Origin of the sequence: Massilia timonae (assembly GCF_001866515.1) — a bacterium.
Classification (GTDB): Bacteria; Pseudomonadota; Gammaproteobacteria; order Burkholderiales; family Burkholderiaceae_D; genus Telluria; species Telluria timonae.
The window spans coordinates 5,529,135-5,555,017 of sequence record NZ_JRYB01000001.1; the positions used below are offsets into that span (position 1 = coordinate 5,529,135).

The window sequence follows — 25,883 nt, forward strand, 5'->3', positions numbered from 1 at the left end:
TGTTTCCTCACCAGTTCCTGAAGCGCTTCGGCGGGTCGTACAGGCCGCCGGATGCGCGCACCAGGCCCTTCATGTTCTTGGCGGCCAGCAGGTCGCGGGTCGCCATCCGTTTGTCGATGCCAAGGTCTTCAGGGCGGCGAATAATGCCGCGGTCGCGCAGGTTCTCGACCATGCGCTTGTCGCGGCCCATGCCCACCGGCGTATAGCCGGCCACGCCGCGGATCGCCTGCTCGCGTTCTTCCTCGGTGCGGCACAGCAGCAGGTTGGCGATGCCCTCTTCGGTCAGTATGTGGGTCACGTCGTCGCCATAGATCATCACCGGCGGGATCGCCATGTTCGCCTGCTCGGCCAGCTGCCAGGCGTCGAGTTTTTCGACGAACGCCGGCGCCATGTGCTCGCGGAAGGTCTCGACCATCTGCACCACCAGCTTCTGCCCGCGCGGGATCACGTTGCGCCCCTGCCGCGCCTGTTCGCCGGCCTTGAGCCAGGCCTTGCTCGGGTGGCGCCGGCCGCGCGCATCGGCGCCCATGTTCGGGGCGCCGCCGAAGCCGGCGATACGGCCCAGGGTCGCGGTCGACGAATTGCCCTGCAAGTCGATCTGCAGGGTCGAGCCGATGAACATGTCGCAGGCGTAGTGGCCGGCCGCCTGGGAGAACGCGCGGTTGCTGCGCATCGAGCCGTCCGGCCCGACGAAGAACACGTCCGGCCGCGCGCCGATGTATTTTTCCATGCCCAGTTCGGAACCGAAGGAATGCACCGACTCCACGAAGCCGGCCTCGATCGCGGGGATCAGCGCCGGGTGCGGGTTCAGGGCCCAGTGGCGCGCGATCTTCCCCTTCAAGCCAAGATCGGCGGCATACGTCGGCAGCAGCAGCTCGATGGCGGCGGTGTCGAAGCCGATGCCGTGGTTCAGGCGCTCGATCTCGTACTCGGCATAGATGCCCTTGATCGCCATCATCGCCATCAAGACCTGGATCTCGGAGATCAGGGCCGGATCGCGCGTGAACAGCGGCTCGATATAGTACGGGGTCGGCGACTGCACCACGTAGCCGACCCAGTCGCCCGGGATGTCGACGCGCGGCAGCTTGTCGACGACCTGGTTGACCTGGGCAATCACGATGCCGCTCTTGAAGGCGGTCGCTTCGACGATGGCCGGCGTGTCCTCGGTGTTCGGGCCGGTGTACAGATTGCCCTCGCGGTCGGCCATCTCGGCCGCCACCAGCGCCACGCGCGGCGTAAGGTCGATGAAGTAGCGCGCGAACAGCTCCAGGTAGGTGTGGATCGCGCCGATATTCAGCTTACCGGTCTGCGCCAGCTTGGCCAGGCGGCCGGCCTGCGGGCCGGAGAACGAAAAGTCCAGCTTCGAGGCGATCCCCTTGTCGAACACGTCGAGGTGCTCCGGCAGCGACAGCACCGACAGCAGCATGTGCAGGTCATGCACGCGGCCGGTGTCGACTTTCGTCAATGCCTTGCCCAGGAAATCGGCCTGCTTCTGGTTGTTCCCCTCCAGGCAGACCCGGTCGCCCGGCTCCAGCACGGCATTGAGCAGGTCGACGATGTGCGCGGCCTGGACGATCTTGCCGTCCAGCGCCCCGCCGAGCGCCGCCTGGACCCGAGCCAGGCGATCGCCGCGGTTGCGTTGCTGGGTAGTCCAGCGAAGGTCAGCCTGTGATTCACTCTGATTCATGTGATTTCCCGTTGTTGCAAAAATATGTGTGCCTTTTTAGAACACCACGAACAGCACCCACAGCACGAGCGGCGCCACCAGGGTGACGATGCCGCCATAGATCATCAGCTGCCGTAGAAAGACGTCGCGGTCGATGTGCTGGGCGCTGGCCAGGACCAGCGCGCCGTTGGTCGAGAACGGGCTGACGTCGACGATGGTCGAGGCGACCGCCATGGCGGCGATGAAGCCGATCGGATCGACGCCGGTGCCCGAGGCCAGGAACGGCACGGCCAGCGGAATCAGGGAGCCCAGCACCGCGGTCGAGGAAGCGAAGGCCGAGACGATCGCGCCGACGAACAGCAGCAGCAGAGCCACGGTCAGCGGCGAAGCCAGGCTGGCGGCGCTGTCGCCGACCCAGGTGATGGTGCCCATCTTCTGCATCACGCCGACATAGGTGGAAACGCCGACGATCAGCATGATCTCGGGCCACGACACCTGGCCGATGGCGCGCTTCTGCACCTGCGGCGACAGGATCGAGATGAGCAGGCCGATGGTGATGGCCACGAAACCGATGTCGAGCTTGTACAGCAGGGTCAGCACGGCCAGCGCGATCAGGCCGACCACGGTGAACATCTGGTGGAAGGTCGGGCCTTCGTTCAGGTCGACACCGGCATGGCCGGCGGCGCTGCCCGAGCCGGTGGCGCCCACGGCGCCGACGGCCGCGCTCGAACGTTCCTTGGTCAGGCGTTCCTCGCTGGCCGATTCATTCTCGGCGTCGCCATAGATCTGCGGGCCCTGGGCCGCCACCGCCACCGGCGGACCGAACGGCGAGACCGGCAGGCCCTTGCCCGAGCGTTCGGCCTTCGGCACCTGCTGGCGCATGAGCTTGGCGCCGCCGAAGGCGAAGAACAGCAGCACCGACACCGCCAGGTTGACGCCCAGGCTGGTGAAGGCGGTGGTCAGCGGCGAGATCGGCAGCCCGGCTTCCATCACGACCTTGTTGGTGATACCCCCGTAGATGCTGATCGGCGAGAAGCCGCCGCCCTGGGCGCCGTGGATCACCAGCAGGCCCATCATGAGGGGATTGATCTTGTACTTGGCCGCGAAGCCGAGCGCGATCGGCGCGATGATCGCCACCGCCGCCGGGCTGACCGCGCCCACCGAAGTGAGCAAGGCGGTGATCGCGAACATGACCCAGGGGATGGCCGCGATGCGCCCGCCGACGGCGCGCACCGCGAGCCGCACCAGCCAGTCGATGGTGCCGTTGTTCTGGGCCTGGGCGAACAGGAAGGTGATGCCGACCAGGGTCAGGAACAGTTCGGCCGGGTAGCCGGACATGATGGCCTTGGTTTCCATGCCGGCGATCAGGGTGCCGACCAGGAAGGCGCCGACGAAGGCGATGACGCCCATATTGATGGGCATGGCGGTGGCGACGATGAACATCAGCGCCAGGACGCAGATTGCAATGACATGAGAGGACACGGCGAGGCTCCTTCGAGGTGCGGCGCCGGCTCCAACCGGTGTGGCCGCGGGTGGTACGTCTCCAATACATGATCCCGTGCGGGCCATGCTCTTAGTTATGCTCTTGAGTCGGGCTCTTGGTAAGCTATTTGTGCTGCCAAGTTAACCGCGATTGGACTGGAGATCAATTACGCCCGGTCGGAAACGTTTACTGTCAGCGAAACTGTCGACCTAAAAGTTGGCCCGGATGCTGCGCTGCGGTATCAGGCGCTCCTGTGCTTGAGCATGCGGCACACGGCCGCCAGCGCCAGCAGATTGGGGTCGCGTTCCCGCACCCGCAAAAAGCTCAGGCCGATGGTCTGCTGCATGTGGTAATCGGCTTTCAGGGGGATCAGCTGCACCTTGTCGCCGAAGGCATTGCGCACCCGGCCTGGCAGCAGGGTGTAGCCGATGCCGGCCGCCACCAGGTTCATCAGCGAGAAGATGTCGCCCACGCGGGTGACGATGGTCGGCGCATAGCCGGCGATGCGGAAGGCTTCCTGGAAGCCGGTGAGGGTCACGAAGCCATCCTTCAGGCACACGAATTTCTCGGTCGCGCAGGCGCGCAGGTCGACTTCCTTCATCTTCGCGTAGGGCGAACCGGCCGGCGCGGCGAAGAACACGTCGTCCTCGAACAGCGGGATCGATTCGATCTCGGGGTCGGGGTCGGGCATCCCCATCAGCGCCGCGTCGATCGCGTTCTGCTTCAGCTTGTGCAGCAGCTCGGCGTTCGAGCCCAGCACCAGTTCGGTCTCGATTTCCTGCTTGCGCAGCTTGATGCCGATGATGACCTCGGGGATGGCGCCCGTCGTCAACGAATACAGCGAGCCGATCCTGAGATGGTCGGCCGAATAGCCGGCCGCCGAGCGCGTGGCGGCGATCCCGTCCGCCATCAGCTTGACCACTTCGCGGCTGACATCGGCCAGCACCTGCGCCGCCTCGTTCGGGATCAGGTTGCGGCCCTGCAGGCTGAACAGCTGGCAGCTCATGCCTTCCTCGAGCGAATGCAGCGCGCGGTGCACGCTCACCGCGCTGATGTCGAGCATGCGCGCGGCGGCGTTCAGGTTGCCGCCTTCCATATAGGCCAGCAGGATCTCGAGTTTGCGGAAGGTGATGTCGTCGCTGATCTGGCTGCGCATGGGGGCCCTTATGAAGATGAACCTTGAATGTGAATCCTGCGAGGATACCGCGCTCTTCAATCCGGCGCCAATGCAGGCTGCATGCCGCCCTGGACGAACAGGCTCGGCGAGCTGTCGGCATATTCGCGCAGCACGTCCCACACCACCTTCACGCGGCGCAGGCGATACAGGTCGGTCGGCGCCGCCAGCCAGAACGAGCGCTCGGCCGAAAAGCCCGGCAGCACCGGCACCAGCCGGCCATCGTCCGGCACCGCATAGGGCGGCGCCATCATGAGGCCCATGCCCAGCGAGGCCGCCTCGATCTGCGCCGTCATGCCCGAGCAGCACATGCGCCGGCGCGGCGTGAAACCCAGCTCGTTCAGGTACGACAGTTCGCGGCTGGCCAGGCGGTCCTGCACGTAGTCGACGAAGTCGTGGCGCGCCAGGTCGGCCTGGGTGCGGATGGCCGGATGGCGCGCCAGGTAGCCCGGGGCCGCATACAGGTAGAAGTGGAACGAGGCCAGGCGCGTGACCACGTAGCGGCCGGTGGTGGGCGGATCGAGCATCACGCCGAGATCGGCCTCGCGGTTGGCCAGGTTGGCGAAGCGCGGCAACGCCAGCAAATCGATCTGCAGGTCCGGGTGCTGGTCCAGCAGGCCGACCAATAGCGGCGCCACGACCTTCACCCCGAATACTTCCGGCACCCCGAGCCGCACCACGCCGTGGGCCGCCACCTCGGCCCCGCCGATCTGCTCGGCCGCCGCCAGCGCCGCCCCTTCCATCGCCTCGGCGTGCGGCAGCAGGGCCAGGCCGACCTCGGTCAGCTCATAACCCTCGCGCGAGCGGTCGAACAGGGTCGCGCCGAGCTGGGTCTCGAGCCGGTCGATGCGGCGCGCGACGGTCGTGTGCTCGACGTCGAGGCGGCGCGAGGCGCCCGACAGGGTGCCGGCACGGGCCAGCTCGAGGAAAAAGCGTAGGTCGGTCCACTCCGGCAGCGTATTCATGAGATCGCTTGTCAGATATCAAGATGACACATTGTGCGCTCGTGCACATTCCCTCTGCAAGCAATTTACCGACGATGTCTGCAGTGGCACAGAAATGGTGCGCTGCGGCATCTGTCCCTAGGAAAGCTCACAACGCGGGCCGGCAAGCGGGCTGTGCATTCATGCACAACGGGGTGGGCGATTGTTGACTATTCAACCAAACCCGACCTTGGCACACTGCCTGGCATGCGCTCGATCGCACGCATGCTCGATTGCATGCCATACCAAAAATGAGGAGACTAGAATGCGTCTGACCAGGAACAAGATGAAGCTGCTGAATCAGTCCGCCGCCGCCCTGCTGGTGCTGTCCGGCGGATCGATGGGCGTGGCCCAGGCCCAGGACGCGGCCGGCACGCCGGCCGCTTCGCCAACCGAGGAAAACGTCTCGAAAGTGGTGGTCACCGCGCGCCGGCGCGAGGAGACCCTGCAGGACGTCCCGGTCTCGGTCACCGCATTCAGCGCCGACCAGCTGTCCAAGCAGGCCGTGCCCGACGTGACCGCCCTGGCCCTGGCGCTGCCGAACACCACCCTCAAGGCGTCGCGCGCCACCAACACCACGCTCACCGCCTTCATCCGCGGCGTCGGCCAGGCCGATCCGCTGGCCGGCTTCGAATCCGGCGTCGGCATCTATATCGACGACATCTACCTGGCCCGCCCGCAGGCCGCGGTGGCCGACATCTACGACGTCGAGCGCATCGAGGTGCTGCGCGGCCCGCAGGGCACGCTATACGGCCGCAACACCATCGGCGGCGCCGTCAAGTACGTGACCCGCAAGCTCGGGCCGCAGCGCGACGTGCGCGTGCGCGCCACCGTCGGCGAGTACGGCCAGAAAGAAGCCGTGGTCACCGCCAGCACCCCGCTCACCGACACCGCCCGCCTGGGCGCCACCGTCGCCCGCTTCAAGCGCGACGGCTTCGGCGACAACCTGTTTACCGGCAAGGGCAACTACGACAAGGACGTCACCGCCGGCCGCGTCTCGGCCGAGTTCACGCCCAGCCAGGACCTGTTCATCCGCCTGGCCGGCGACTTCACGCAGGACGACTCCAATCCCAAGAACGGCCATCGCCTGATCGTGGGCCGCACCAGCGGGGCGCCGATCCTGCCGGACGTGTTCGACACGCGCGCCAACCTCACCAAGGCGCTGGGCCGCGACCAGGAAGTGCGCGCCTACGGCGGCTCGGCCACCATCGAATACCACGTCAACGACGAATGGAGCGTGAAGTCGATCACCGCCGCGCGCGAAGACAAGTCGTGGGCGCCGATCGACTTCGACGCCCTGCCCGTGGTCGACATGGAAGTGCCGGCGCTGTACACCAACCGCCAGTTCAGCCAGGAGCTGCAGGTGACCTACAACGGCCCGCGCCTGCAGGGCGTGGCCGGCGTCTACTACATGGACGCCAATGCCTTCAACGAGTTCGACACCATCCTGGCCGGCGCCGTGCCGACGTCCACCTATACCATGGGCGACATCGACACCAAGGCCTGGGCCGCCTACTTCGACGGCAGCTACAACCTCACCGACACCCTGAGCCTGTCGCTGGGCGGGCGCTACACGGTCGACAAGCGTGAAGCCGACGTGCTGCGCCAGATCTACTTCGGCCTGGCCGGCTCGCCCCAGATGGGCAACCCGGGCGCGCTCCTGTTCCGCACCGACACCGACCTGCGCAATGGCCTGCTGGAGCGCGAAGACAAGAAGTTCACCCCGCGCGTGGCCGTCAACTGGAAGATGAACCCCGACCACAACGTCTACGCCTCGTATTCCGAAGGCTTCAAGGGCGGCGGCTTCGATCCGCGCCTGAACGTGGTCGGCACCCGCATTCCGCTCGACGTCGCCCGCGCCGGCTATGCGCCCGAAACCATCGAGACCTATGAGCTGGGTCTCAAGTCGGCCTTCAACGGCGGACGCATCACCACCAACGCCGCGCTGTTCTACAGCGACTACCAGGACGTGCAGATTCCCGGCTCGATCGCGGTCGACACCAACGGCGACGGCCGCGACGACAGCTTCGCCGGCGTGACGACCAATGCTGGCAAGGCCGAGATCAAGGGCGCCGAGCTGGAAGCGATCGCCAACATCACGCCCAACTTCATGATCGCCGGCATGTACAGCTACATCGACGCCAAGTACAAGGAATACATCGTGGCGGGCGTGAACGTGGCCGGCCAGCGCATCTTCCAGAACACGCCGAAGAACTCGGCCAACCTGCGCGCCAACTACGACATTCCGCTGCCGCTCATGGGCCACAACGGCCGCATCTCGCTGATCGGCAGCTATTCGTACAAGGGCGCCACCGCCCAGTTCGAGACGCCGTCGATCCTCGACCAGGAATCGTACAAGATCTGGGACGCGTCGATCGTGTGGACCCGTCTAGATGGCAGGGTGCGCGCCGGCCTGCATGGCAAGAACCTGGGCGACGAGCACTACAAGACCGCCGGCTACCTGTTCCCGACCCTGGGCAACGAAGGCACGGTCACCGCCTTCTACGGCAACCCGCGCACGGTGTCGGCGACGCTGGAGCTGCGCTTCTGACGAAGGAAAAGGCACGGGCGGGAACGCCCGTGCCACGAACCACCTGAAGGATCCATCGAGCGTGTCAATCTTTTCTCCCATCCGCTACACCAGCAGCGACGGCCTCGCCCTCTACGCACGCGATTACCACGGCGCAGGCGGCCCGGCCCGCCTGCCCGTGATCTGCATCCACGGCCTCACCCGCAACTCGCTCGACTTCGACGAACTGGCCCCGCAGGTGGCCGGACTCGGACGCCGCGTGCTGGCGGTCGACGTGCGCGGCCGCGGCCACTCGGCGCGCGACCCGAACCCGGCCAACTACACGCCGCTGGTGTACGCCGCCGACGTGGTGGCCCTGATGCATGCGCTGGGCATCGCGCGCGCCGTCTTCATCGGCACCTCGATGGGCGGCCTGATCACGATGACCCTGGCCGCGCAGCGCCTCGACCTGGTGGCCGGCGCGGTGCTGAACGACATCGGCCCGGTGCTGTCCCCGCGCGGCCTGGAGCGCATCGCCGGCTACGTCGGCAAGCCGGCCACGTTCGCCAACTGGGACGAGGCCACCTGCTACGTCCGCGACATCAATGCCTGCGCCTTCCCCGCCAATCCGGACACCGAATGGAGCAAGTGGGCACAGCGCGCCTTCGAGCAGCGCGACGATGGCCTGTTGTGCGCCCGCTACGATCCCGGTATCGCCCACAGCCTGCAAAACGGTAGACTTCCTCCAACCTCGCTGGCCTTGCGCATGGCCTTCCGGCGCCTGACGCGGCATCGCCCCACCCTGATGATCCGGGGCGAATTGTCCGACCTGGTCGAGCTCGAGCAGGCGGCCTGGATGCGCAAGGCGGCCCCCAGCCTGGCCTATACCGAAGTGCCGAACGTCGGCCATGCGCCGATGCTCACCGAACCGGAAGCCTTCGAGGCGATCGGCGCTTTCCTGGCGCGGGTCCCTTAATTAAAACAAGGAGACACACGATGCAGCACCTGATCAAACCCCTCGCACTATCCCTCGCCCTCGCCTTCGCGGCCGGCGCCGCCCCTGGCGCGCTGGCCCAGGACAAGGAATTCAAGGTCGCCCTCATCGCCGGCAAGACCGGCATCATGGAATCCTATGCGCGCGAGACCGAGGCCGGCTTCATGCTCGGTCTCGAATACCTGACCGGCGGCACCATGACGATCAATGGCCGCAAGATCAAGGTGATCGTCAAGGACGATCAAAGCAAGCCCGATCTGGGACGCACCCTGCTGGCCGAGGCCTATGGCGACGACCGGGTCGACATCGCCGTCGGCACCACTTCGTCCGGCTCGGCGCTGGCGATGCTGCCGGTGGCCAGGGAATACAAGAAAGTCCTGATCATCGAACCGGCGGTGGCCGACGCCATCACCGGCGACAAGTGGAACAAGTACATCTTCCGCACCGCGCGCAGCTCGATGCAGGATGCATTGGCGGCCGCCAGCACCCTCAAGGCCGGCAGCGTCGGCTTCCTGACCCAGGATTACGCCTTCGGGCGCGATGCGATCAAGGCCGGCAAGGAAGCGCTGGCCGCCACCGGCAGCAAGGCCAGGGTGATCCACGAAGAATATGCGCCGCTGGCGACGACCGACTTCACCGCAGCCTCTACGCGTCTGTTCGACGCCTTGAAGGACAAGCCGCAGCCACGCATCCTGCAGATCGTCTGGGCCGGCCCCAATCCGATGAACAAGATCGCCGACCTCAAGCCGGAACGCCATGGCATCGTGCTTTCCCCCGGCGGCAACATCCTGCCGGTGATGAAGACCTGGAAGAACTTCGCCGGCACCGAAGGCACGATCTATTACTACTACGGCTTCCCGAAGAACAAGATGAACGACTGGTTCGTCGCTGAGCACCTGAAGCGCTTCAAGGCGCCGCCCGACATGTTCACCGCCGGCGGCATGGCGGCGGCGGGCGCGGTGGTGGCGGCGCTGACCAAGGTCCCGGACGGCAATGGCGACAAGATGGTAGCGGCGATGGAGGGCATGAGCTTCGAGACCCCGAAAGGCACGATGACCTTCCGCAAGGAAGACCACCAGGCGATCCAGCCGATGTACCACTTCCGCATCAAGAAGGACCAGAAGAACGAATGGGACTTGCTGGAACTGGTGCGCGAAATCCCGGCCAGCGAGCTGCCGCTGCCGGTGAAGAACAAGCGCTGACATGACGGCGCCCCCTGTTCCTGACCCGCGCCGGCCGGCGCTGTCGACGCGCGACCTGACCGTCCGCTTCGGCGGCCACGTCGCGGTGAACGCGGTGACGGCGGACTTCTACCCCGGCACCCTGACCGTGATCGTCGGCCCCAACGGCGCCGGCAAGACCACGTATTTCAACCTGGTCTCGGGCCAGCTGGCGGCCACCGGCGGCACGGTCGCGCTGCACGGCCGCGACGTCACGCGCGATGGCGCGGCGCGCCGCACCCGGCTGGGCATCGGCCGCGCCTTCCAGCTGACCAACCTGTTCCCGCACCTGACCGTGGTCGAGAACGTGCGCCTGGCGGTGCAGAGCCGCGCCGGCATGGGCCTGAACTTCTTCTCGATCTGGTCGAGCCACAAGGAGCTGATCGCGCGCGCCGAACACTACCTGGAGCGCGTCGCCCTCATGCCCCGGCGCGACATGTTCGTCGGCGCCCTGTCGCATGGCGACCAGCGCAAGCTCGAAGTGGCGATCCTGCTGGCGCTCGAACCCTCGGTGATGATGTTCGACGAACCCACGGCCGGCATGAGCGTGGACGAGGTGCCCGTCGTGCTCGACCTGATCCGGCAGGTGAAGCAGGAACGCGACAAGACCGTGCTGCTGGTCGAGCACAAGATGGACGTGGTGCGCCAGCTGGCCGACCGCATCGTCGTGCTGCACAACGGCGCGCTGGTGGCGGACGGCGATCCGCGCGAAGTGATGGAATCGAAGATCGTACAGGAAGCCTATCTTGGAACACCCGAACCCGAACATGCTCACGCCTGATCCGGCGCCTGATTTGACACGTAATGCTCCGCTGCTGCGGCTGTCCGGCGTGCACACCCACATCGGCCAGTACCACATCCTGCAGGGCGTCGACCTGGCGGTGCCGCGCGGCGAACTGGCCGTCCTGCTGGGCCGCAATGGCGCCGGCAAGACCACCACCCTGCGCACCATCATGGGCCTGTGGAAGGCCAGCGCCGGCAGCATCCACTTCGACGGCCGCGACATCACGAAGATGGCCACGCCCGACATCGCCCGCGCCGGCATCGCCTACGTGCCCGAGAACATGGCCGTGTTCTCGGAACTGACGGTGCGCGAAAACATGGTGCTGGCCGCCCGCAACGGCCCGCTGGACGCGGCCCGCGTGGACTGGATCTGCGGCTTCTTCCCGGCCCTGCGCAAGTTCTGGAACCAGCCGGCCGGCAACCTGTCGGGCGGCCAGAAGCAGATGGTGGCGATCGCGCGCGCGATCGCCGAACCACGCAAGCTGCTGCTGGTCGACGAACCGACCAAGGGCCTGGCGCCGAGCATCGTGCAAAGCCTGATCGCCGCCTTTCGTGAGCTCAAGGAGCGCGAGACCACGATCCTGCTGGTCGAGCAGAACTTCAACTTCGTGCGCTCGCTGGGCGACAGCGTCAGCGTGATGGACGACGGGCGCGTGGCCCATGCCGGCAAGATGGCGGCGCTGGCCGGCGACACCGCGCTGCAGCAGCGCCTGCTCGGGCTGTCGCTCGACTCCCACCAATAGGACCCGACATGAGTGCAATCCTCCCTGTTTCCAACACCGAGACGCAAGCCGATGCGCCGCTGCCGGCGGCCAGGCGCGACATCGCGCCGCTGCTGCTGGTGCCGGCCCTGATGCTGGCCATGCTGCCGCTGGTCGGCAGCTTCCCCACCTGGCTCACCCTCACCGTCGCCGGCCTGGCGATGGGCATGATGATCTTCATCATGGCCAGCGGCCTGACCCTCGTGTTCGGCCTGATGAGCGTGCTGAACTTCGGCCACGGCGCCTTCGTCGCCGTCGGGGCGTTCTCCGCCACGCTGGTCCTGCTGCCCATGCGCGGCTGGCTCGAGATGGACTCGCTGTTGATCAACCTGGGCGTGCTGGCCCTGGCCGTGACCCTCGCGATGGTCGTCACGGGCCTGTTGGGCTGGGCCTTCGAGCGCATCATCGTCAAGCCGGTCTATGGCCAGCACCTCAAGCAGATCCTGATCACGATGGGCGGCATGATCGTGGCCGAACAGCTGATCCACGTGATCTGGGGCGCCGAGACGATCGCGCTGCCGCTGCCGACCGCGCTGCGCGGCGCCATCCTGCTGGGCGACGCGGCAGTGGAAAAATACCGCCTGGTGGCGGTGGTGGTCGGGCTGGTGGTGTTCATCGCCATGTTCCTGGTGCTCAATCGGACCAAGGTCGGCCTGCTGGTGCGCGCCGGGGTCGAGAACGGCGAGATGGTCGAGGCCCTCGGCTACCGCATCCGGCGCCTGTTCGTGACCGTGTTCGCGGCTGGCTCGGCGCTGGCCGGCCTGGGCGGCGTGATGTGGGGCCTGTACAAGGAAACGCTCACCGCCGCGATGGGCAGCGAGATCATGGTGATGATCTTCATCGTCATCATCATCGGCGGCCTGGGTTCGGTGGGCGGCTGCTTCATCGGCGCCCTCCTGATGGCGCTGGTGGCCAACTACGCCGGCTTCCTGGCGCCGAAGATCGCCCTGGTGTCGAGCATCATCCTGATGATCTCGGTCCTGCTGTGGCGCCCGGCCGGCCTGTATTCGACGTCGCGGAGCTGACCTTATGCTGCACAAACTTCTCTCCGGCGACCTGCCGCGCAGCCGCATCCTGACCGCGCTGCTGCTCGTGATCCTGCTGGGACTGCTGCTCGCGCCTTTCCTGTTTTCCGGCGCGCGTCCGCTCAACACGGCGGCCACGATCTGCGTCTACATCGTGCTGGTGGCGTCCTACGACCTGCTGCTGGGGTATACCGGCATCGTCTCGTTTGCCCACACCATGTTCTACGGCATCGGCGCCTATGGCATCGGCCTGGCCCTGGCCCGCGTCGACGAACCCACCTGGGGCGTCATGGTCACGGGCTTGATCCTGGCGCTGCTGCTGGCCCTGGCCCTGGCCCTGGTGGTCGGCCTGTTCGCGCTGCGCGTGCGCGCCATCTTCTATGCCATGATCACGCTGGCCGTTGCATCTTCGTTTGCGGTGCTGGCCTCGCAGCTGTCCGACCTGACGGGCGGCGAGGATGGCGTGACCTTCAGCGTGCCGGAGCTGCTGTCGCCCAGCTACCTGCTGTTCGAGAACGAAGTCTTCGGCCGCTACGTCGACGGCAAGGTGATCACCTATTACCTGGTGTTCGTGGGCTGCCTGCTGCTGTTCCTGTTCCTGCTGCGGCTGGTGAACTCGCCGTTCGGCCGCGTGCTGCAGGCGATCCGCGAGAACGAGTTCCGCGCCGAGGCGCTCGGCTACCGCACCATGGTCTACCGCATCTGGGCCAACTGTCTGGCGGCGCTGGTGGCGGCGCTGGCCGGCGCGCTGATGGCGCTGTGGCTGCGCTACGTGGGCCCCAAGACTTCGCTCGGCTTCGAAGTGATGACCGACATCCTGCTGATCGTCGTCATCGGCGGCATGGGCACCATGTATGGCGCGGTGATCGGCGCCACCCTGTTCATCCTGGCCCAGAACTACCTGAAGGAACTGATGGCGCACGGCGCGACCGCGCTCGAAGGCGTGCCCATTCTGGCGGCCGCACTGCATCCGGACCGCTGGCTGCTCTGGCTGGGCGTGCTGTTCATCCTGTCGATCTACTTCTTCCCGATCGGGATCGTCGGCAAGCTGCGCGTGCGGGCGTGGCTGGCGCGGCGCCGCGCGCCTGCCGCCTGAAGCGGCCAGTCACCTGCTGTCGAGGACGTGAGCACAGGTGCTCAGCGTCCTCTTCCTGTCCCGAGCCGTCCTGTTGACCGTGTTCGTCTCTGACAGGCGTGATTTTCCTGCCACATTCGCCATGGGTAGCGCCGCTCTCGCCGCAAGGGCGACGGCGGCGGGCGGTGTTTCATATGCCGACGCGTTACTGGCCGCATGCCACACACATGCAACGTCTTCGATCCCTGGCGCCTGGTTGTCGCGGCAAAGATGAGTCAGGCGATAGCGTGCTTCCTTGCCGCTATTCACGGCATCAGCCACCGGGGGTGGGGCTAGCCTTTTCCTCCTGCTTTCCCTGCCGCGCTTGCCTCCCAGCATAGACTTGCGCGAGTGCAAGCGATTGCGTCAAGTTCCCGTGCTGCGTTTGAGGGACACGGCACGTCCCGCTCGTCACCCTGAATGCATATCAACAACGCCGAGGTTGCCATTTTTATCATGAATAGGCAAATGGCCTCGTCGTCAGCCAGCGCGAGGAATCCCATCCTTCTGGCACAAGCACACATACCACATGAAACGACTCAACATCCTGATTGCGACAGCGGCGGTCACCGCCGCCGCATCCTCGTCCCTGGCCGCTCAGGCCGAGGTCGAAGTGCTCAATGAGGGCTTCGGCAACCTGGCCGGCCTGTCCGGCTGGGACCGCCTCAACCGCAGCTTCCCGCCCGGCGCCGGCTGGTTCCAGGGCGATCCCGACGTCTTCCGCGCCCACTCCGGCGCCCCCGATTCCTATGCCGCCGCCAGCGCCCTCGGCGCCGCCAACGGCATGGGCAGTGTCGACGACTGGCTGATCACGCCCACGCTCACGCTCAGCGGCCTGACCACGCTGTCGTTCTTCACCAGCCGCGAGCTGGTCGACGACTTCGCCGACCGGATCGAAGTGCGCTTCGGCGCCGGCCGCGGCACCGCCGCATCCGGCTTCGACACCTTGCTCGCCACCATCGGCGGCGACGCCTTTCCCGCCGAATGGCGGCAATGGGACGCCGGCCTGACGGTCGAAGGAGAAGGACGCTTCGCCTTCCGCTACCTGGGCGACCCCGCCACGCCCGGCTATGTCGGCCTGGACACCGTGCGCGTCGTCACCGCCGTGCCCGAGCCGGCCAGCCTGCTGGTACTGGCCAGCGGGCTGGGCGTGATTGGCCTGATGCAGCGCCGCGAGCGCTATTGAAACCCGGAGAATTCCATGCGAACCACACTTTCCTTCCTCGCTCCCACTGCGCTCATTGCGCTGTGCGGCGCCGCCGGCGCTGCTCCCCAGGCGCCGGCTGCCCAGGGCCTGAGCGTCGTACGCGACGCCGAGACCGGTGAACTGCGGGCGCCGACCGCGGCCGAACTGCGCGCCCTGCGCGCCTCTTCCGCCACCACCACGCGCGCGGCGCCGGCGCAGCCGCAGGCGGTGACCGGCACCCGCGGCGAAAGCAGCGCCGTACTGGGCGAGCGCGGCCTCGTCTACGCCGTCGTCAAGCGCGGCGCCGATGGCAAGCTCGACCACCACTGCGTCGACGGCGCCCACGCCGCCGCCCGCGTCCTCGACCAGTCCGCGCCGGCCGCGCAGGGAGCATCCCGTCATGACCATCGCTGAACGCCAGGCCGGCCTCGCTGCCGGCACCCATCCACGCCGCCTTGCCCATCTCGCCCGATTCGCCGCCATCGCCCTGCTGGCCGTGGCCGGCCTTGCCGCCGTCGGCGGCGCGCGCGCGGCCACCATCGAGATCATCAATCAGAACGCACCCGGCGTCGGTTTCAACGATCCGACCCCGGTCGCGCCGGTCGGCGACAACCCCGGCACCACCCTGGGCCAGCAGCGCCTGAACGCCTTTCGCTACGCCGCCGACATCTGGGCCGCGCACCTGGTCAGCAACGTGCCGATCCGCATCGGCGCCGCCTTCCTGCCGCTCGACTGCAACGCCACCGGCGCCGTGCTCGGCGCGGCCGGCGCCTACCAGGTAGTCGCCAACTTCCCGTCCGCCCCGATCAACGGCACCTGGTATCCGACCGCCCTGGCCGGCAAGCTGGCCGGCATGGATTTCGCCGCGCCCGGCGACCCGCACATCATCGCGCGCTTCAATTCGCGGCTCGGCCTGTTCCCCGATTGCGTTCCCGGCCTCACCTTCTACCTCGGGCTCGACCGCAAGGCCGGCAGCCAGATCGACCTGGTGGCCACCCTGCTGCACGAGATCGCCCACGGTCTCGGTTTCCAGACCTTTACCGACAACGAGACCGGCGCCTTCATGCTCGGCCGGCCCTCGGCCTGGGATTTCCACCTGATCGACAACCGCCGGGAGCGCCTGTGGGTGCAGATGACGAACGCCGAGCGGGTCGCCAGCGCCACCACCTGGCGTGGCCTGTCCTGGAACGGCTGGCATGTCACCGGGTCCACGCCGGCCGTGCTGAGCCCGGCGTCGGTGCTGACGATCAGCGGCGAGAATGCCGCTGCCGCCGCGGGTCAATATGCGGTGGGCGACGCCAGCTTCGGCCCGCGGATCCGCAACGCGCCGGTCAGGGGGCAACTGATGCCGGTGGTCGACCAGTCGAACGGCAACGGCCTGGCCTGCTCTGCGTTGAGCGCCACCAATGCGCTGGCGGTGCGCGGCAATATCGCCCTGGTCGACCGCGGCGGCTGCGACTACGTGGTCAAGGCGCGCAATGTGCAGGTCGCGGGTGCGATCGGCATGATCGTGGCCGACAACGCGGCGGGCGAAGTGGCCGGCATGCCGGGGGTCGATGCGAACATCGCGATTCCGTCGGCCCGCATCACGCGCGCCGATGGACGGGCGCTCAAGCTGGCCCTCCAGAAGCGCTCGGCCACCCGCTCCGGCGTGGTGGCGCGGCTGCAATCCGATCCGGTGCGCCTGGCCGGCACCGACACCCGCCGGCGCATGCTCATGTATACGCCGGGCGTGAACGCGCCCGGCTCCTCGGTCTCGCACTTCACGACCGAGGCCACGCGCAACCTGCTGATGGAGCCGTCGATCAACAGTGACCTGCGCTACGTGCTCATGCCGCCGCTCGACCTGACGCTGCCGCTGCTGCGCGACCTCGGCTGGTAAGCGGAGCCTACAGAGCGGCGGCATGCCGCCGCCGCAGCCGGCAAAAAGAAAGCCGGCGCCCTCGCGGGCGCCGGCTCGTTCAGCGACAAAGTCGAGCCTGGCGATTACGCCTGGGCGCCCTTCTTGTACGCTTCCACGCCATTGACCAGCTCGGCCTTGGCTTCCTCGATGCCGGCCCAGCCTTCGATCTTGACCCACTTGCCCGGTTCCAGATCCTTGTAGTGCTCGAAGAAGTGCTGGATCTGCTTCAGGCGCAGCTCTTCCAGGTCTTCCAGCGACTGGATTTTCTTGTACATCGGCAGCACTTTCTCGACCGGCACCGCGATCACCTTGGCGTCGCCGCCGCCGTCATCGGTCATCTTCAGCACGCCCAGCGCGCGGCAGCGCACCACGACGCCCGGCGGCAGCGGGAACGGGGTAATGACCAGCACGTCGCATGGGTCGCCGTCGTCGGCGATGGTCTGCGGCACGTAGCCGTAGTTGCACGGATAGTGCATGGCCGTCCCCATGAAACGGTCGACGAAGATCGCGCCGCTGTCCTTGTCTACCTCGTACTTGACCGGATCGGCGTTCATCGGGATTTCGATGATGACGTTGAAGTCGTTCGGCACGTCTTTGCCGGCTGGGACGTTATTCAGGCTCATGGATGGTCCTTGGTTGCTGGAGAGTCAATAATAGACCGTCATTATAGCGAATCGGATCTGGCCTGTGCGGCCCGGCGGTGGTCAACCGTGTCGTCATCGCTCGGAGCGCGCACCTGCACGCCGGCCCTCCCGATCTTGTCCCACCAACCCTCTTTCACTTCGGATTGTTGCACCAGGGAAACGAACTCATGCTTTCCGTTTTTTCTGGTATGGAAATATCCCAATTAACCACACTCCTTCGCAAAAAAAGCTTACTTTTGAGCATTTTTCTTTGCATCATCTAACGGTCCGTGAGAGAGTTTCTTGCTATTGAAATCCGGCAAATTTCCCGAGCTACTTTTGGTAAATGCGGGCTTGCCGATTTCGCATCTTTCTCAATAATATCGGAGCGTCTTATGACTACAACAACAAACGTCCAGCCTGGCACCGGCAGTGGTGAAATCGCCTTCATCGATACGTCCATCGCCGGCTACCAGACGCTCCTGGATGGCTTGCGAGAGGGTGTGGAGGCGGTGCTGATCGACGGCGCCCGCGACGGCGTGGCGCAGATCGCCGCGGCACTGGCCGGCCGCAGCGGAATCGAGGCGGTCCATGTGTTTACGCACGGCGCTCCCGGCATGCTGCAACTTGGCGCGACGCGCCTGACCGAGTCCAGCCTGGCCGATCATGCAGCCGACCTGGGCGTGCTGCGCAGCGCACTGGCGGAAGGCGCCGACCTGCTGCTCTATGGCTGCGACGTGGCGGCAGGCGATGTGGGCGAAAGCTTCCTGCAAGCCCTGTCGGCGGCGACCGGCGCGGACGTGGCCGCGTCCGTCGATCCGAGTGGCAGCGCGCTGCTGGGCGGCGATTGGGAGCTGGAAGCGGCTACCGGCAATATCGAGGCAAGCTCGGCACTAACACCTGCAATCCAAGCAAGTTTCAGCGGCCTGCTTGCGGTCGGCGATCACGGTTTCGACAACGTCTCAACCATACCATTCGACTTTACTAATGTAGCCATTCATGGTGGCTGGAGGTTCACCTCCACGGAAAAAGTCGAAATGGCTGTCGCTGACGCGGACGCAGGGCTCTACTCATCGATGATGTTAGATGATGGCTCCGGTGACGGCATCATGTGGCTTAACTACAATGGTATCAACGAGAATGGGGAAACAGGCGATTCGCGCAACTACACGATGGGATCGGCCGATGGTAGCGAATTCAAGCTGGAGTCTTTCGCAATCGGTCAGCGTTTGGGATCTAGCGAGGTACCAACTGCACCGACGCTGACCATTACCGCATACCGGAACAACATAGCCGTTGCGCCAGGCGAGGTTGTGGACCTGCGTGCGGACAAGACGACAGGAAATATCAGATATACGTTCGCTGGCGGAACGCCTGGAGAAGATCGATACGGAGTCTTGAGCTTCAACGCAACTTCCAACTTCGACAATCTCGATGAGATTCGTTTCGCGTTCAGTGGAGTATCCGACCTTCAGATCGACAATATCGATGTAAGCACCGCCGTGGCAGATACGCGCGAGCCACTCATCCTTTCTGTCACACCGCCACTAAACGATACCTATGCCATCGGCGAAACGCTTCGTTTCACGGTAACCTTTGATGAAGACATCATCGTCACCGGCACCGACAGCAGACTGGAGCTGAACATCGGGGGCTCAACGCAATACGCTACCTTCGTATCAGCGCCAACCTCCAAGACCATCATCTACAGCTATACGGTCAAGAGCGGCGACCTCGACGCGGACGGCATCACGGTCGGCGCATTGTCAGCCGGCACCGGCACCATCCGCGATGCCGCCGGCAACCCCGCCGACCTCACGCTCAACAACGTGGGAGCCACCGCCGGCGTGCGCGTCGACGGCGTGGCTCCCGCGATCACCGGCACGATCACGCCGCCGGCCAACGGCACCTACGTGGCAGGCAGCAACCTGGACTTTACGGTCACGTTCGACGAGAACGTGACCATCACCGGGACCAGCAGCACACTCGGGCTGACGATCGGCAACACAGCGGTCTTTGCCACCCATCTCTCCCAGACAGCGAACAGCATCACCTATCGCTACGTCGTCCAGTCGGGCAACCTCGACGCCGATGGCATCACCATCGGAGGCTTGACGCTACCTGACGGCAACACCATCAGGGATGCCGCCGGCAACAATGCCGATGTGAGCCTGGACGGTCACCTGCCGCCACTGGCCGGCGTGCGGGTCGATGCTGTCGCGCCGGCCGTGCTCGGCTACATCAGCGCGCCGATCGCCGACAGCTACCGCGCCGGCGACGTCCTGACGTTCAACGTGACGTTCAACGAGAACATCGCCGTCACCCTCGGCGGCGCCCCCAGCACGCTCGGTCTGACCATCGGCAGCACCGCGCGCAGCGCCAGCTACGTCACGAGCGACACCAACTCGGTCACCTACAGCTACACCGTGCAGGCCGGCGACAACGATGCCGACGGCATCGGCATCGGCAGCATCGCCCTGGGCGGCATGACGATCCGCGACGCGGCCGGCAACAACGCCGTGCTGTCGCTGACCGGGCACCTGCCATCGACCACCGGGATCCTGGTCGACACCACGGCGCCTGCCGTCTCCGGCAATATATCTGTACCGGGCAACGGTTCCTACAGGGTCGGCCAGCACCTCGACTTCACGGTGAGCTTCGACGAGAACGTCACCGTCGATGGCACCGACAGCACGCTCGGCCTGACCATCGGTGGAGAACTGCGCAGCGCAATCTGGCTGTCCGACGGCGGCAATACGGTGACCTACCGTTATACGGTGCAGGCAGGCGACCTGGATGCCGACGGCATCCAGGTCCATGCCATCGTCCCGGGCTCGAGCACCTTCCGCGATGCCGCCGGCAATGATGCCAACCTGTCGCTGGTCGACCACCTGCCCTCCACCAGCGCTGTGCTGGTAGATGGCGTCGCGCCCACGATTTCCGGCACGATCTCCGCGCCGACCGACCGCTGGTACAGCGTGGGCGACGAGCTGCTGTTCACGGTGACCTTCGACGAAGACATCGCGATCACGGGCACCGCCAGCACGCTCACTCTGGACGTCGGCGGCGTCGCCCGCCAGGCGGTTCATGACACCTCGAACGGCAACAGCATCATCTACCGCTACGTCGTGCAGAGCGGCGACAACGATGGCAACGGCATCGACATCACCAGCCTGGCACTGAACGGCTCCTCCATCCGCGATCAAGCCGGCAACAACGCCAATCTGACGCTGACCGGCCACCTGCCGGTGCTGACCGGCGTGCTGGTCGACGGCAGCGCTCCCTCCATCAGCGCCGTCGACGTGCCGCAAGATGGCTACTACCGCGCGGGCGACGTCCTGAGCTTCACCGTGACGTTCGACGAGGACGTGATCGTCGACGGCGACGACAGCATGCTGAACCTGACCATCGGCGCGACCGCGCGCAACGCCACCTTCGACTCGAGCACCGCCAATTCGATCACCTATACCTACACGGTGCAGACCGGCGACAACGACGCCAACGGCATCGCAATCGACGGCATTACGCCAGGCTCGACGACGATCCGCGACGCGGCCGGCAACCATGCTTCGCTGTCGATGGCCGGCGGCCTGCCGCCGACTACGGGCGTCATCGTCGACACGATGCCGCCGTCGGTGTCGGGCAATATGTCGGTGCCGGCCAACGCCACCTATGTGGCCGGCCAGATCCTCGAGTTCAAGATCACCTTCAATGAAGACATCACCGTCAGCGGCAACGACAGCACGCTCGGCCTGACCATCGGCGGCGCCGCGCGCAGCGCCAGTTTCCACTCCGCCGACGGCGGCACGGTGACCTACCGCTATACGGTGCAGGCAGGCGACGTGGACGCCGACGGCATCGACGTCGGCGCCATCGATCCGGGCCTCGGCAGCTTCCGCGATGCGGCAGGCAATGACGCCGACCTGTCGCTGAGCGGCCACGTTCCGCCTACCAGCCAGGTGCTGGTGGACGGCACCGTCCCCTCGGTCACCGGCATCGACGTGCCGGGAGACCGCTGGTACTCGCTCGGCCAGGTGCTGGAGTTCACGGTCAACTTCGACGAAAACGTCACCGTCTTCGGCAGCGCCAGCACGCTCGAGCTCGACATCGGCGGCACGTCCCGCAGCGCGACCTATTCCTCGTCGATCGGACACAGCGTCACCTATCGCTACACGGTGCAGGCCAGCGACAATGACGCCGATGGCATCAACGTCGCCGGCCTGGCCCTGAACGGCAGCACCATTCGCGACGCCGCCGGCAACGATGCCAACCTGATGCTGACCGGACACGTGCCGCCCTTGACGGACGTGCTGGTCGACGGCGGCCCACCCGCCGTGTCCGGCAATATCGAGGTGCCCGAGGCCGGCAGCTACCGCGCGGGCCAGGTCCTGAACTTCACGCTGAAGTTCAGCGAGAACGTGACCGTCGTCGGCCAGGGCAGCGAGCTCGCACTGGACATCGGCGGCGCCGTGCGCCACGCCGGGTTCGTCTCGAGCGCCGGCGATTCGGTCACTTATTCCTATACCGTCCAGGCGGGCGACACCGACGCGAATGGCATCGAGGTCGGCGCCATCGTCCTGAACGGAGCGACGATCCGCGACGCCGCCGGCAATGACGCGAACCTGGCGCTGGACGGCCACCTGCCTTCCACCGCCGACGTGCTGATCGACACCACCGCGCCGGCCGTCGCGGGCGCGGTGACGGTGCCGCTTCCCGGCACCTATGTGGCCGGCCAGACTCTCGACTTCGTGGTCAGTTTCGACGAGAACGTTACCGTCGACGGCGACAGCAGCACGCTCGGCCTGACCATCGGCGCCGCCGCCCGCAGCGCCGCCTTCCTGTCCGCCGCCGGCAACACGGTGACCTACCGCTACATCGTGCAGGCGGGCGATCTGGACGCCAACGGCATCGACGTCGGCGCCATTGTCCTGGGCAGCAGCACGATCCGCGATGCCGCCGGCAACGACGCGGTCATCGCCCTCGCCGGCCACCTGCCACCGACCACCGGCATCCTGGTGGACGGCACCGTGCCTGTCGTGAGCGGCACGATCGGGGCGCCTGGCGACAAGACGTATACGGTCGGGGAAACGCTGACGTTCACGGTGACGTTCAGCGAGAACGTGACCGTCACCGGCGCCAACAGCACGCTCGGCCTCGACATCGGCGGCGCAGCGCGCAGCGCCGTCTACGAGTCGAAGAGCGCCAACAGCGTCACGTACAGCTACACCGTGCAGGCCGGCGACAACGATGCCGACGGCATCGAGATCACCGGACTGGCGCTGAACGGCGGCGCCATTCGCGATGCCGCAGGCAACAATGCCGACCTGGCGCTGGCCGGACACCTGCCGTCGCTGACGGACGTGCTGGTCGACGGCGACCCTCCGGCCGTATCCGGCAATATCGAGGTGCCCGAGGCCGGCAGCTACCGCGTGGGCCAGGTCCTGAACTTCACGCTGAAGTTCAGCGAGAACGTGACCGTCGTCGGCCAGGGCAGCGAACTCGCACTGGACATCGGCGGCGCCGTGCGCCACGCCGGGTTCGTCGCGAGCGCCGGCGATTCGGTCACTTATTCCTATACCGTCCAGGCGGGCGACACCGACGCCAATGGCATCGAGGTCGGCGGCATCGTCCTGAACGGAGCGACGATCCGCGACGCCGCCGGCAATGACGCCAACCTGGCGCTGGACGGCCACCTGCCTTCCACCGCCAACGTGCTGATCGACACCACCGCGCCGGCCGTCGCGGGCGCGGTGACAGCGCCGCTTCCCGGCACCTATGTGGCCGGCCAGAGCCTCGACTTCGTGGTCAGTTTCGACGAGAACGTTACCGTCGACGGCGACAGCAGCACGCTCGGCCTGACCATCGGCGCCGCCGCCCGCAGCGCCGCCTTCCTGTCCGCCGCCGGCAACACGGTGACCTACCGCTACATCGTGCAGGCGGGCGACCTGGACGCCGACGGCATCGACGTCGGCGCCATTACCCTGGGCAGCAGCACGATCCGCGATGCCGCCGGCAACGACGCGGTCATCGAGCTCGCCGGCCACCTGCCATCGACCACCGGCATCCTGGTGGACGGCACCGTGCCTGTCGTGAGCGGCACGATCGCGGCGCCTGGCGACAAGACGTACACGGTCGGCGAAACGCTGACGTTCACGGTGACGTTCAGCGAGAACGTGACCGTCACCGGCGCCAGCAGCACGCTCGGCCTCGACATCGGCGGCGCAGCGCGCAGCGCCGTCTACGAATCGAAGACCGCCAACAGCATCACCTACAGCTACACCGTGCAGGCCGGCGACAACGATGCCGACGGCATCGAGATCACCGGACTGGCGCTGAACGGCGGCGCCATTCGCGATGCCGCCGGCAACAATGCCGACCTGGCGCTGGCCGGGCACCTGCCCCCGCTGGACGCCGTGCGTGTCGATACCGCGGGTCCGATCCTGACCACCGCCACGGTCGACGGCAACAGCATGGTGCTGAGTTTCGCCGACGCCGGCGCACTGGACGCGACGCATCCTCCCGCCCTGGGGGACTTCACGGTAACGGTCGCGGGTGAAACCGTCACGGTGACTGGCGTGACGGTCGACGCAAGCGCCAAGACCGTCACCCTGACCCTGTCGACCGCCGTGCGCAATGGGCAGGCGGTGACGGTGGCCTACGATGACCTGACCCCGAACGACGCCAATGCCATCCAGGATGCGGTCGGCAACGATGCCGCCAGCTTCGGCGTCACGCCGGTCGTCAACAACACGCCCGCGCCGCCAACCAATCCACCAACCAATCCGCCAGCGACGGGCAACACGGTCGATGGCGTGACCCTGCAGATCGGCACCGTCGTGCGCAGCGACGGCACCGTGGCCCAGGTCGTCACGGTGCCGATCGTGACCCCGTCGCGCCAGGAACAGGTGGGCAACAACAACGTGGCCGACATCCCGCTCGTGAAAGCGGCGGACGGCAGCAGCCTGCTGGCCGTCCAAGTGCCGACCGGCGCCGGCCTGCAGTCGATCGGCAACGGCGCCCCCAAGCGGGCCGGCGATTCGCTCACCGACCTGATCCGCGAAATCCAGGCGCATACCGCCAGCGGCTCGCATGACCAGAACCAGCTGACCGGCGGCGGCGGCGGCTTCCTCGACATCCTCGACGCCGATACGCAGCTGCTGGTGCAGACCATCGTCCTGGGCGGCACTGGCGGCACCGCCGACGTCCCGCTGGGCATCATCGGCCAGCCGCAGCAAGCCGGCGCCGTGCAGTCGGCGCTGGTGATCGACGCGCGTTCGCTGTCGTCCGCCGCGACCATCGAACTGCAGCACGTGAATTTCGCTGCGATCATCGGCGCGGCGACCGTGACCGGCGGCGCCGGCAACCAGCACGTCTGGGGCGACGGCTCCAGCCAGACCATCATCCTCGGCGAAGGCGACGACGTGCTGCATGGCGGTGCAGGCGACGACATCATCGGCAGCGGCGCCGGCGACGACATGATCTATGGCGACGAAGGCGACGATCTCGTCTTCGGCGGAGAAGGCAACGACTACCTGGACGGCGGCACCGGGCACGACACAGCGCGCTTCTCCGGCGCCGTCGACGGCTACTCGCTGCGCCTCAAGGATGGCCTCCTGGTGATGACGGACCGCGCGGGCAACGATGGCGTCGACACGGTGGCGGCAGTGGAAGTCCTGCGCTTCACCGGCGGCCAGAGCATGGCGGACGATGCCGTGCTGGCGCGCCTGTATGAAGGCGTGCTGGGCCGCCAGGCCTCGGCCGCCGAAGTCGCCTGGTGGCAGGACGTGCACGTGCGCGGCGCGTCGCTGCAGCAGATCGCCGCCGCCATCATCGATTCGCCCGAAGCCGCCCAGGCGATGGGCCGTGCCGATGACGACGCCTTCGTCGCCGGCCTGTACCAGTCCGTGCTGGGCCGCACGGCGCCGTCGGCGGAAAGCGCTTTCTGGACCGACCTCCTGGCGGACGGTGTCGACCGGGCCACGGTCGCGCTGGGCTTCGTGAACTCGGCCGAGAAGCTGGCTTCCTCGCTCGACGTCGACTTCAACCACAGCGACGTCGCGGTGCTGACGCGAATGTACCATGCCATGTTCGGCCGCGCGCCGGATGAGGGCGGCCTGAACTTCTGGCTCGAGCGCCACGAGGACGGCGTGTCCCTGGGCGCCATCGCCGACGAGTTCATCGTGTCGGCCGAAGCCCAGGGACTGGCCGGCCACGGCAGCGACGCCGCCTTTATCGACCAGCTGTTTGCGACGGCGCTCAACCGCGCGCCTTCGTCGGAAGAGAAGACGCTGTTGCTGGAACATCTGCAGAACGGCGTCTACGACCGTGGCCAGGTGCTGCTGGACGTATCGGAATCGGAAGAGAGCATCGTCATCGTCGGCGCCATCAACACGAGCATCGACCTGTTGTGATGTACCTTGGCCCGCGCCTCGGACAGCGCGGGCCGATCGATGAACTGT

General features: G+C 66.5%; 16 protein-coding genes and 1 pseudogene. 12 read left to right on the plus strand and 5 right to left on the minus strand.

Going from position 1 to position 25,883, the window contains the following annotated elements; genetic code table 11:
• Positions 1–7: 7 nt before the first annotated feature.
• From mdcA to LO55_RS23585, 4 genes are all read right to left on the minus strand, one after another.
• Positions 8–1,687, minus strand: coding sequence for a malonate decarboxylase subunit alpha (mdcA, locus tag LO55_RS23570; protein WP_071363329.1), 1,680 nt, complete (start codon positions 1,685–1,687; stop codon positions 8–10).
• Between the two features lie 36 nt (positions 1,688–1,723).
• Positions 1,724–3,148, minus strand: a complete 1,425-nt coding sequence (locus tag LO55_RS23575; protein ID WP_071363330.1) for an SLC13 family permease — start codon at positions 3,146–3,148, stop codon at positions 1,724–1,726.
• A 242-nt stretch (positions 3,149–3,390) separates the two neighbouring features.
• Complete coding sequence (locus LO55_RS23580) at positions 3,391–4,305, minus strand: LysR family transcriptional regulator (protein ID WP_071363331.1); 915 nt, start codon at positions 4,303–4,305, stop codon at positions 3,391–3,393.
• A gap of 56 nt (positions 4,306–4,361) precedes the next feature.
• Complete coding sequence (locus LO55_RS23585) at positions 4,362–5,288, minus strand: LysR family transcriptional regulator (protein ID WP_071363332.1); 927 nt, start codon at positions 5,286–5,288, stop codon at positions 4,362–4,364.
• 283 nt (positions 5,289–5,571) lie between these two features.
• Between LO55_RS23585 and LO55_RS23590 the strand changes: the two genes are divergently transcribed.
• From LO55_RS23590 to LO55_RS23635, 10 genes are all read left to right on the plus strand, one after another.
• Positions 5,572–7,857: a TonB-dependent receptor gene (locus tag LO55_RS23590; RefSeq protein WP_071363333.1), complete on the plus strand. Its 2,286-nt coding sequence runs from the start codon at positions 5,572–5,574 to the stop codon at positions 7,855–7,857.
• A 61-nt stretch (positions 7,858–7,918) separates the two neighbouring features.
• A complete protein-coding gene (locus LO55_RS23595) occupies positions 7,919–8,791 on the plus strand; it encodes an alpha/beta fold hydrolase (protein ID WP_071363334.1) in 873 nt (290 codons plus the stop codon).
• A gap of 20 nt (positions 8,792–8,811) precedes the next feature.
• Positions 8,812–10,011 (plus strand): substrate-binding domain-containing protein, encoded by a 1,200-nt coding sequence (locus tag LO55_RS23600; protein WP_177185567.1) that lies wholly within the window; start codon positions 8,812–8,814, stop codon positions 10,009–10,011.
• 1 nt (position 10,012) lies between these two features.
• Entirely contained in the window at positions 10,013–10,810 is a 798-nt protein-coding gene (locus tag LO55_RS23605) for an ABC transporter ATP-binding protein (RefSeq protein ID WP_071363335.1), read from the plus strand.
• Positions 10,797–11,555 (plus strand): ABC transporter ATP-binding protein, encoded by a 759-nt coding sequence (locus tag LO55_RS23610; RefSeq protein ID WP_071363336.1) that lies wholly within the window; start codon positions 10,797–10,799, stop codon positions 11,553–11,555. The genes LO55_RS23605 and LO55_RS23610 overlap by 14 nt, the downstream gene beginning before the upstream one ends.
• An 8-nt stretch (positions 11,556–11,563) precedes the next feature.
• Positions 11,564–12,598, plus strand: coding sequence for a branched-chain amino acid ABC transporter permease (locus tag LO55_RS23615; protein WP_071363337.1), 1,035 nt, complete (start codon positions 11,564–11,566; stop codon positions 12,596–12,598).
• A gap of 4 nt (positions 12,599–12,602) precedes the next feature.
• Positions 12,603–13,694 (plus strand): branched-chain amino acid ABC transporter permease, encoded by a 1,092-nt coding sequence (locus LO55_RS23620; protein ID WP_083415534.1) that lies wholly within the window; start codon positions 12,603–12,605, stop codon positions 13,692–13,694.
• A 547-nt stretch (positions 13,695–14,241) separates the two neighbouring features.
• Positions 14,242–14,898 carry a choice-of-anchor J family PEP-CTERM protein gene (locus LO55_RS23625; protein WP_071363338.1) on the plus strand — a complete coding sequence of 219 codons (657 nt, stop codon included), beginning with the start codon at positions 14,242–14,244 and terminating at the stop codon, positions 14,896–14,898.
• Between the two features lie 15 nt (positions 14,899–14,913).
• Positions 14,914–15,312 (plus strand): post-PEP-CTERM-1 domain-containing protein, encoded by a 399-nt coding sequence (locus tag LO55_RS23630; protein WP_071363339.1) that lies wholly within the window; start codon positions 14,914–14,916, stop codon positions 15,310–15,312.
• On the plus strand, positions 15,299–16,780 hold the full coding sequence (locus tag LO55_RS23635; protein ID WP_083415535.1) for a PA domain-containing protein: 1,482 nt from the start codon (positions 15,299–15,301) through the stop codon (positions 16,778–16,780). The genes LO55_RS23630 and LO55_RS23635 overlap by 14 nt, the downstream gene beginning before the upstream one ends.
• Before the next feature lie 104 nt (positions 16,781–16,884).
• On the opposite strand, the gene ppa is transcribed toward LO55_RS23635, so the two are convergent.
• Complete coding sequence (ppa, locus tag LO55_RS23640; RefSeq protein WP_071363340.1) at positions 16,885–17,424, minus strand: inorganic diphosphatase; 540 nt, start codon at positions 17,422–17,424, stop codon at positions 16,885–16,887.
• Between the two features lie 395 nt (positions 17,425–17,819).
• Between ppa and LO55_RS27405 the strand changes: the two are divergent.
• Both LO55_RS27405 and LO55_RS23650 read left to right on the plus strand, forming a co-directional pair.
• A pseudogene (locus LO55_RS27405) lies at positions 17,820–18,296 on the plus strand (DUF4347 domain-containing protein); the annotation flags it as partial.
• A 630-nt stretch (positions 18,297–18,926) separates the two neighbouring features.
• Positions 18,927–25,835, plus strand: a complete 6,909-nt coding sequence (locus LO55_RS23650; protein WP_229410222.1) for a DUF4214 domain-containing protein — start codon at positions 18,927–18,929, stop codon at positions 25,833–25,835.
• Positions 25,836–25,883 lie beyond the last annotated feature (48 nt).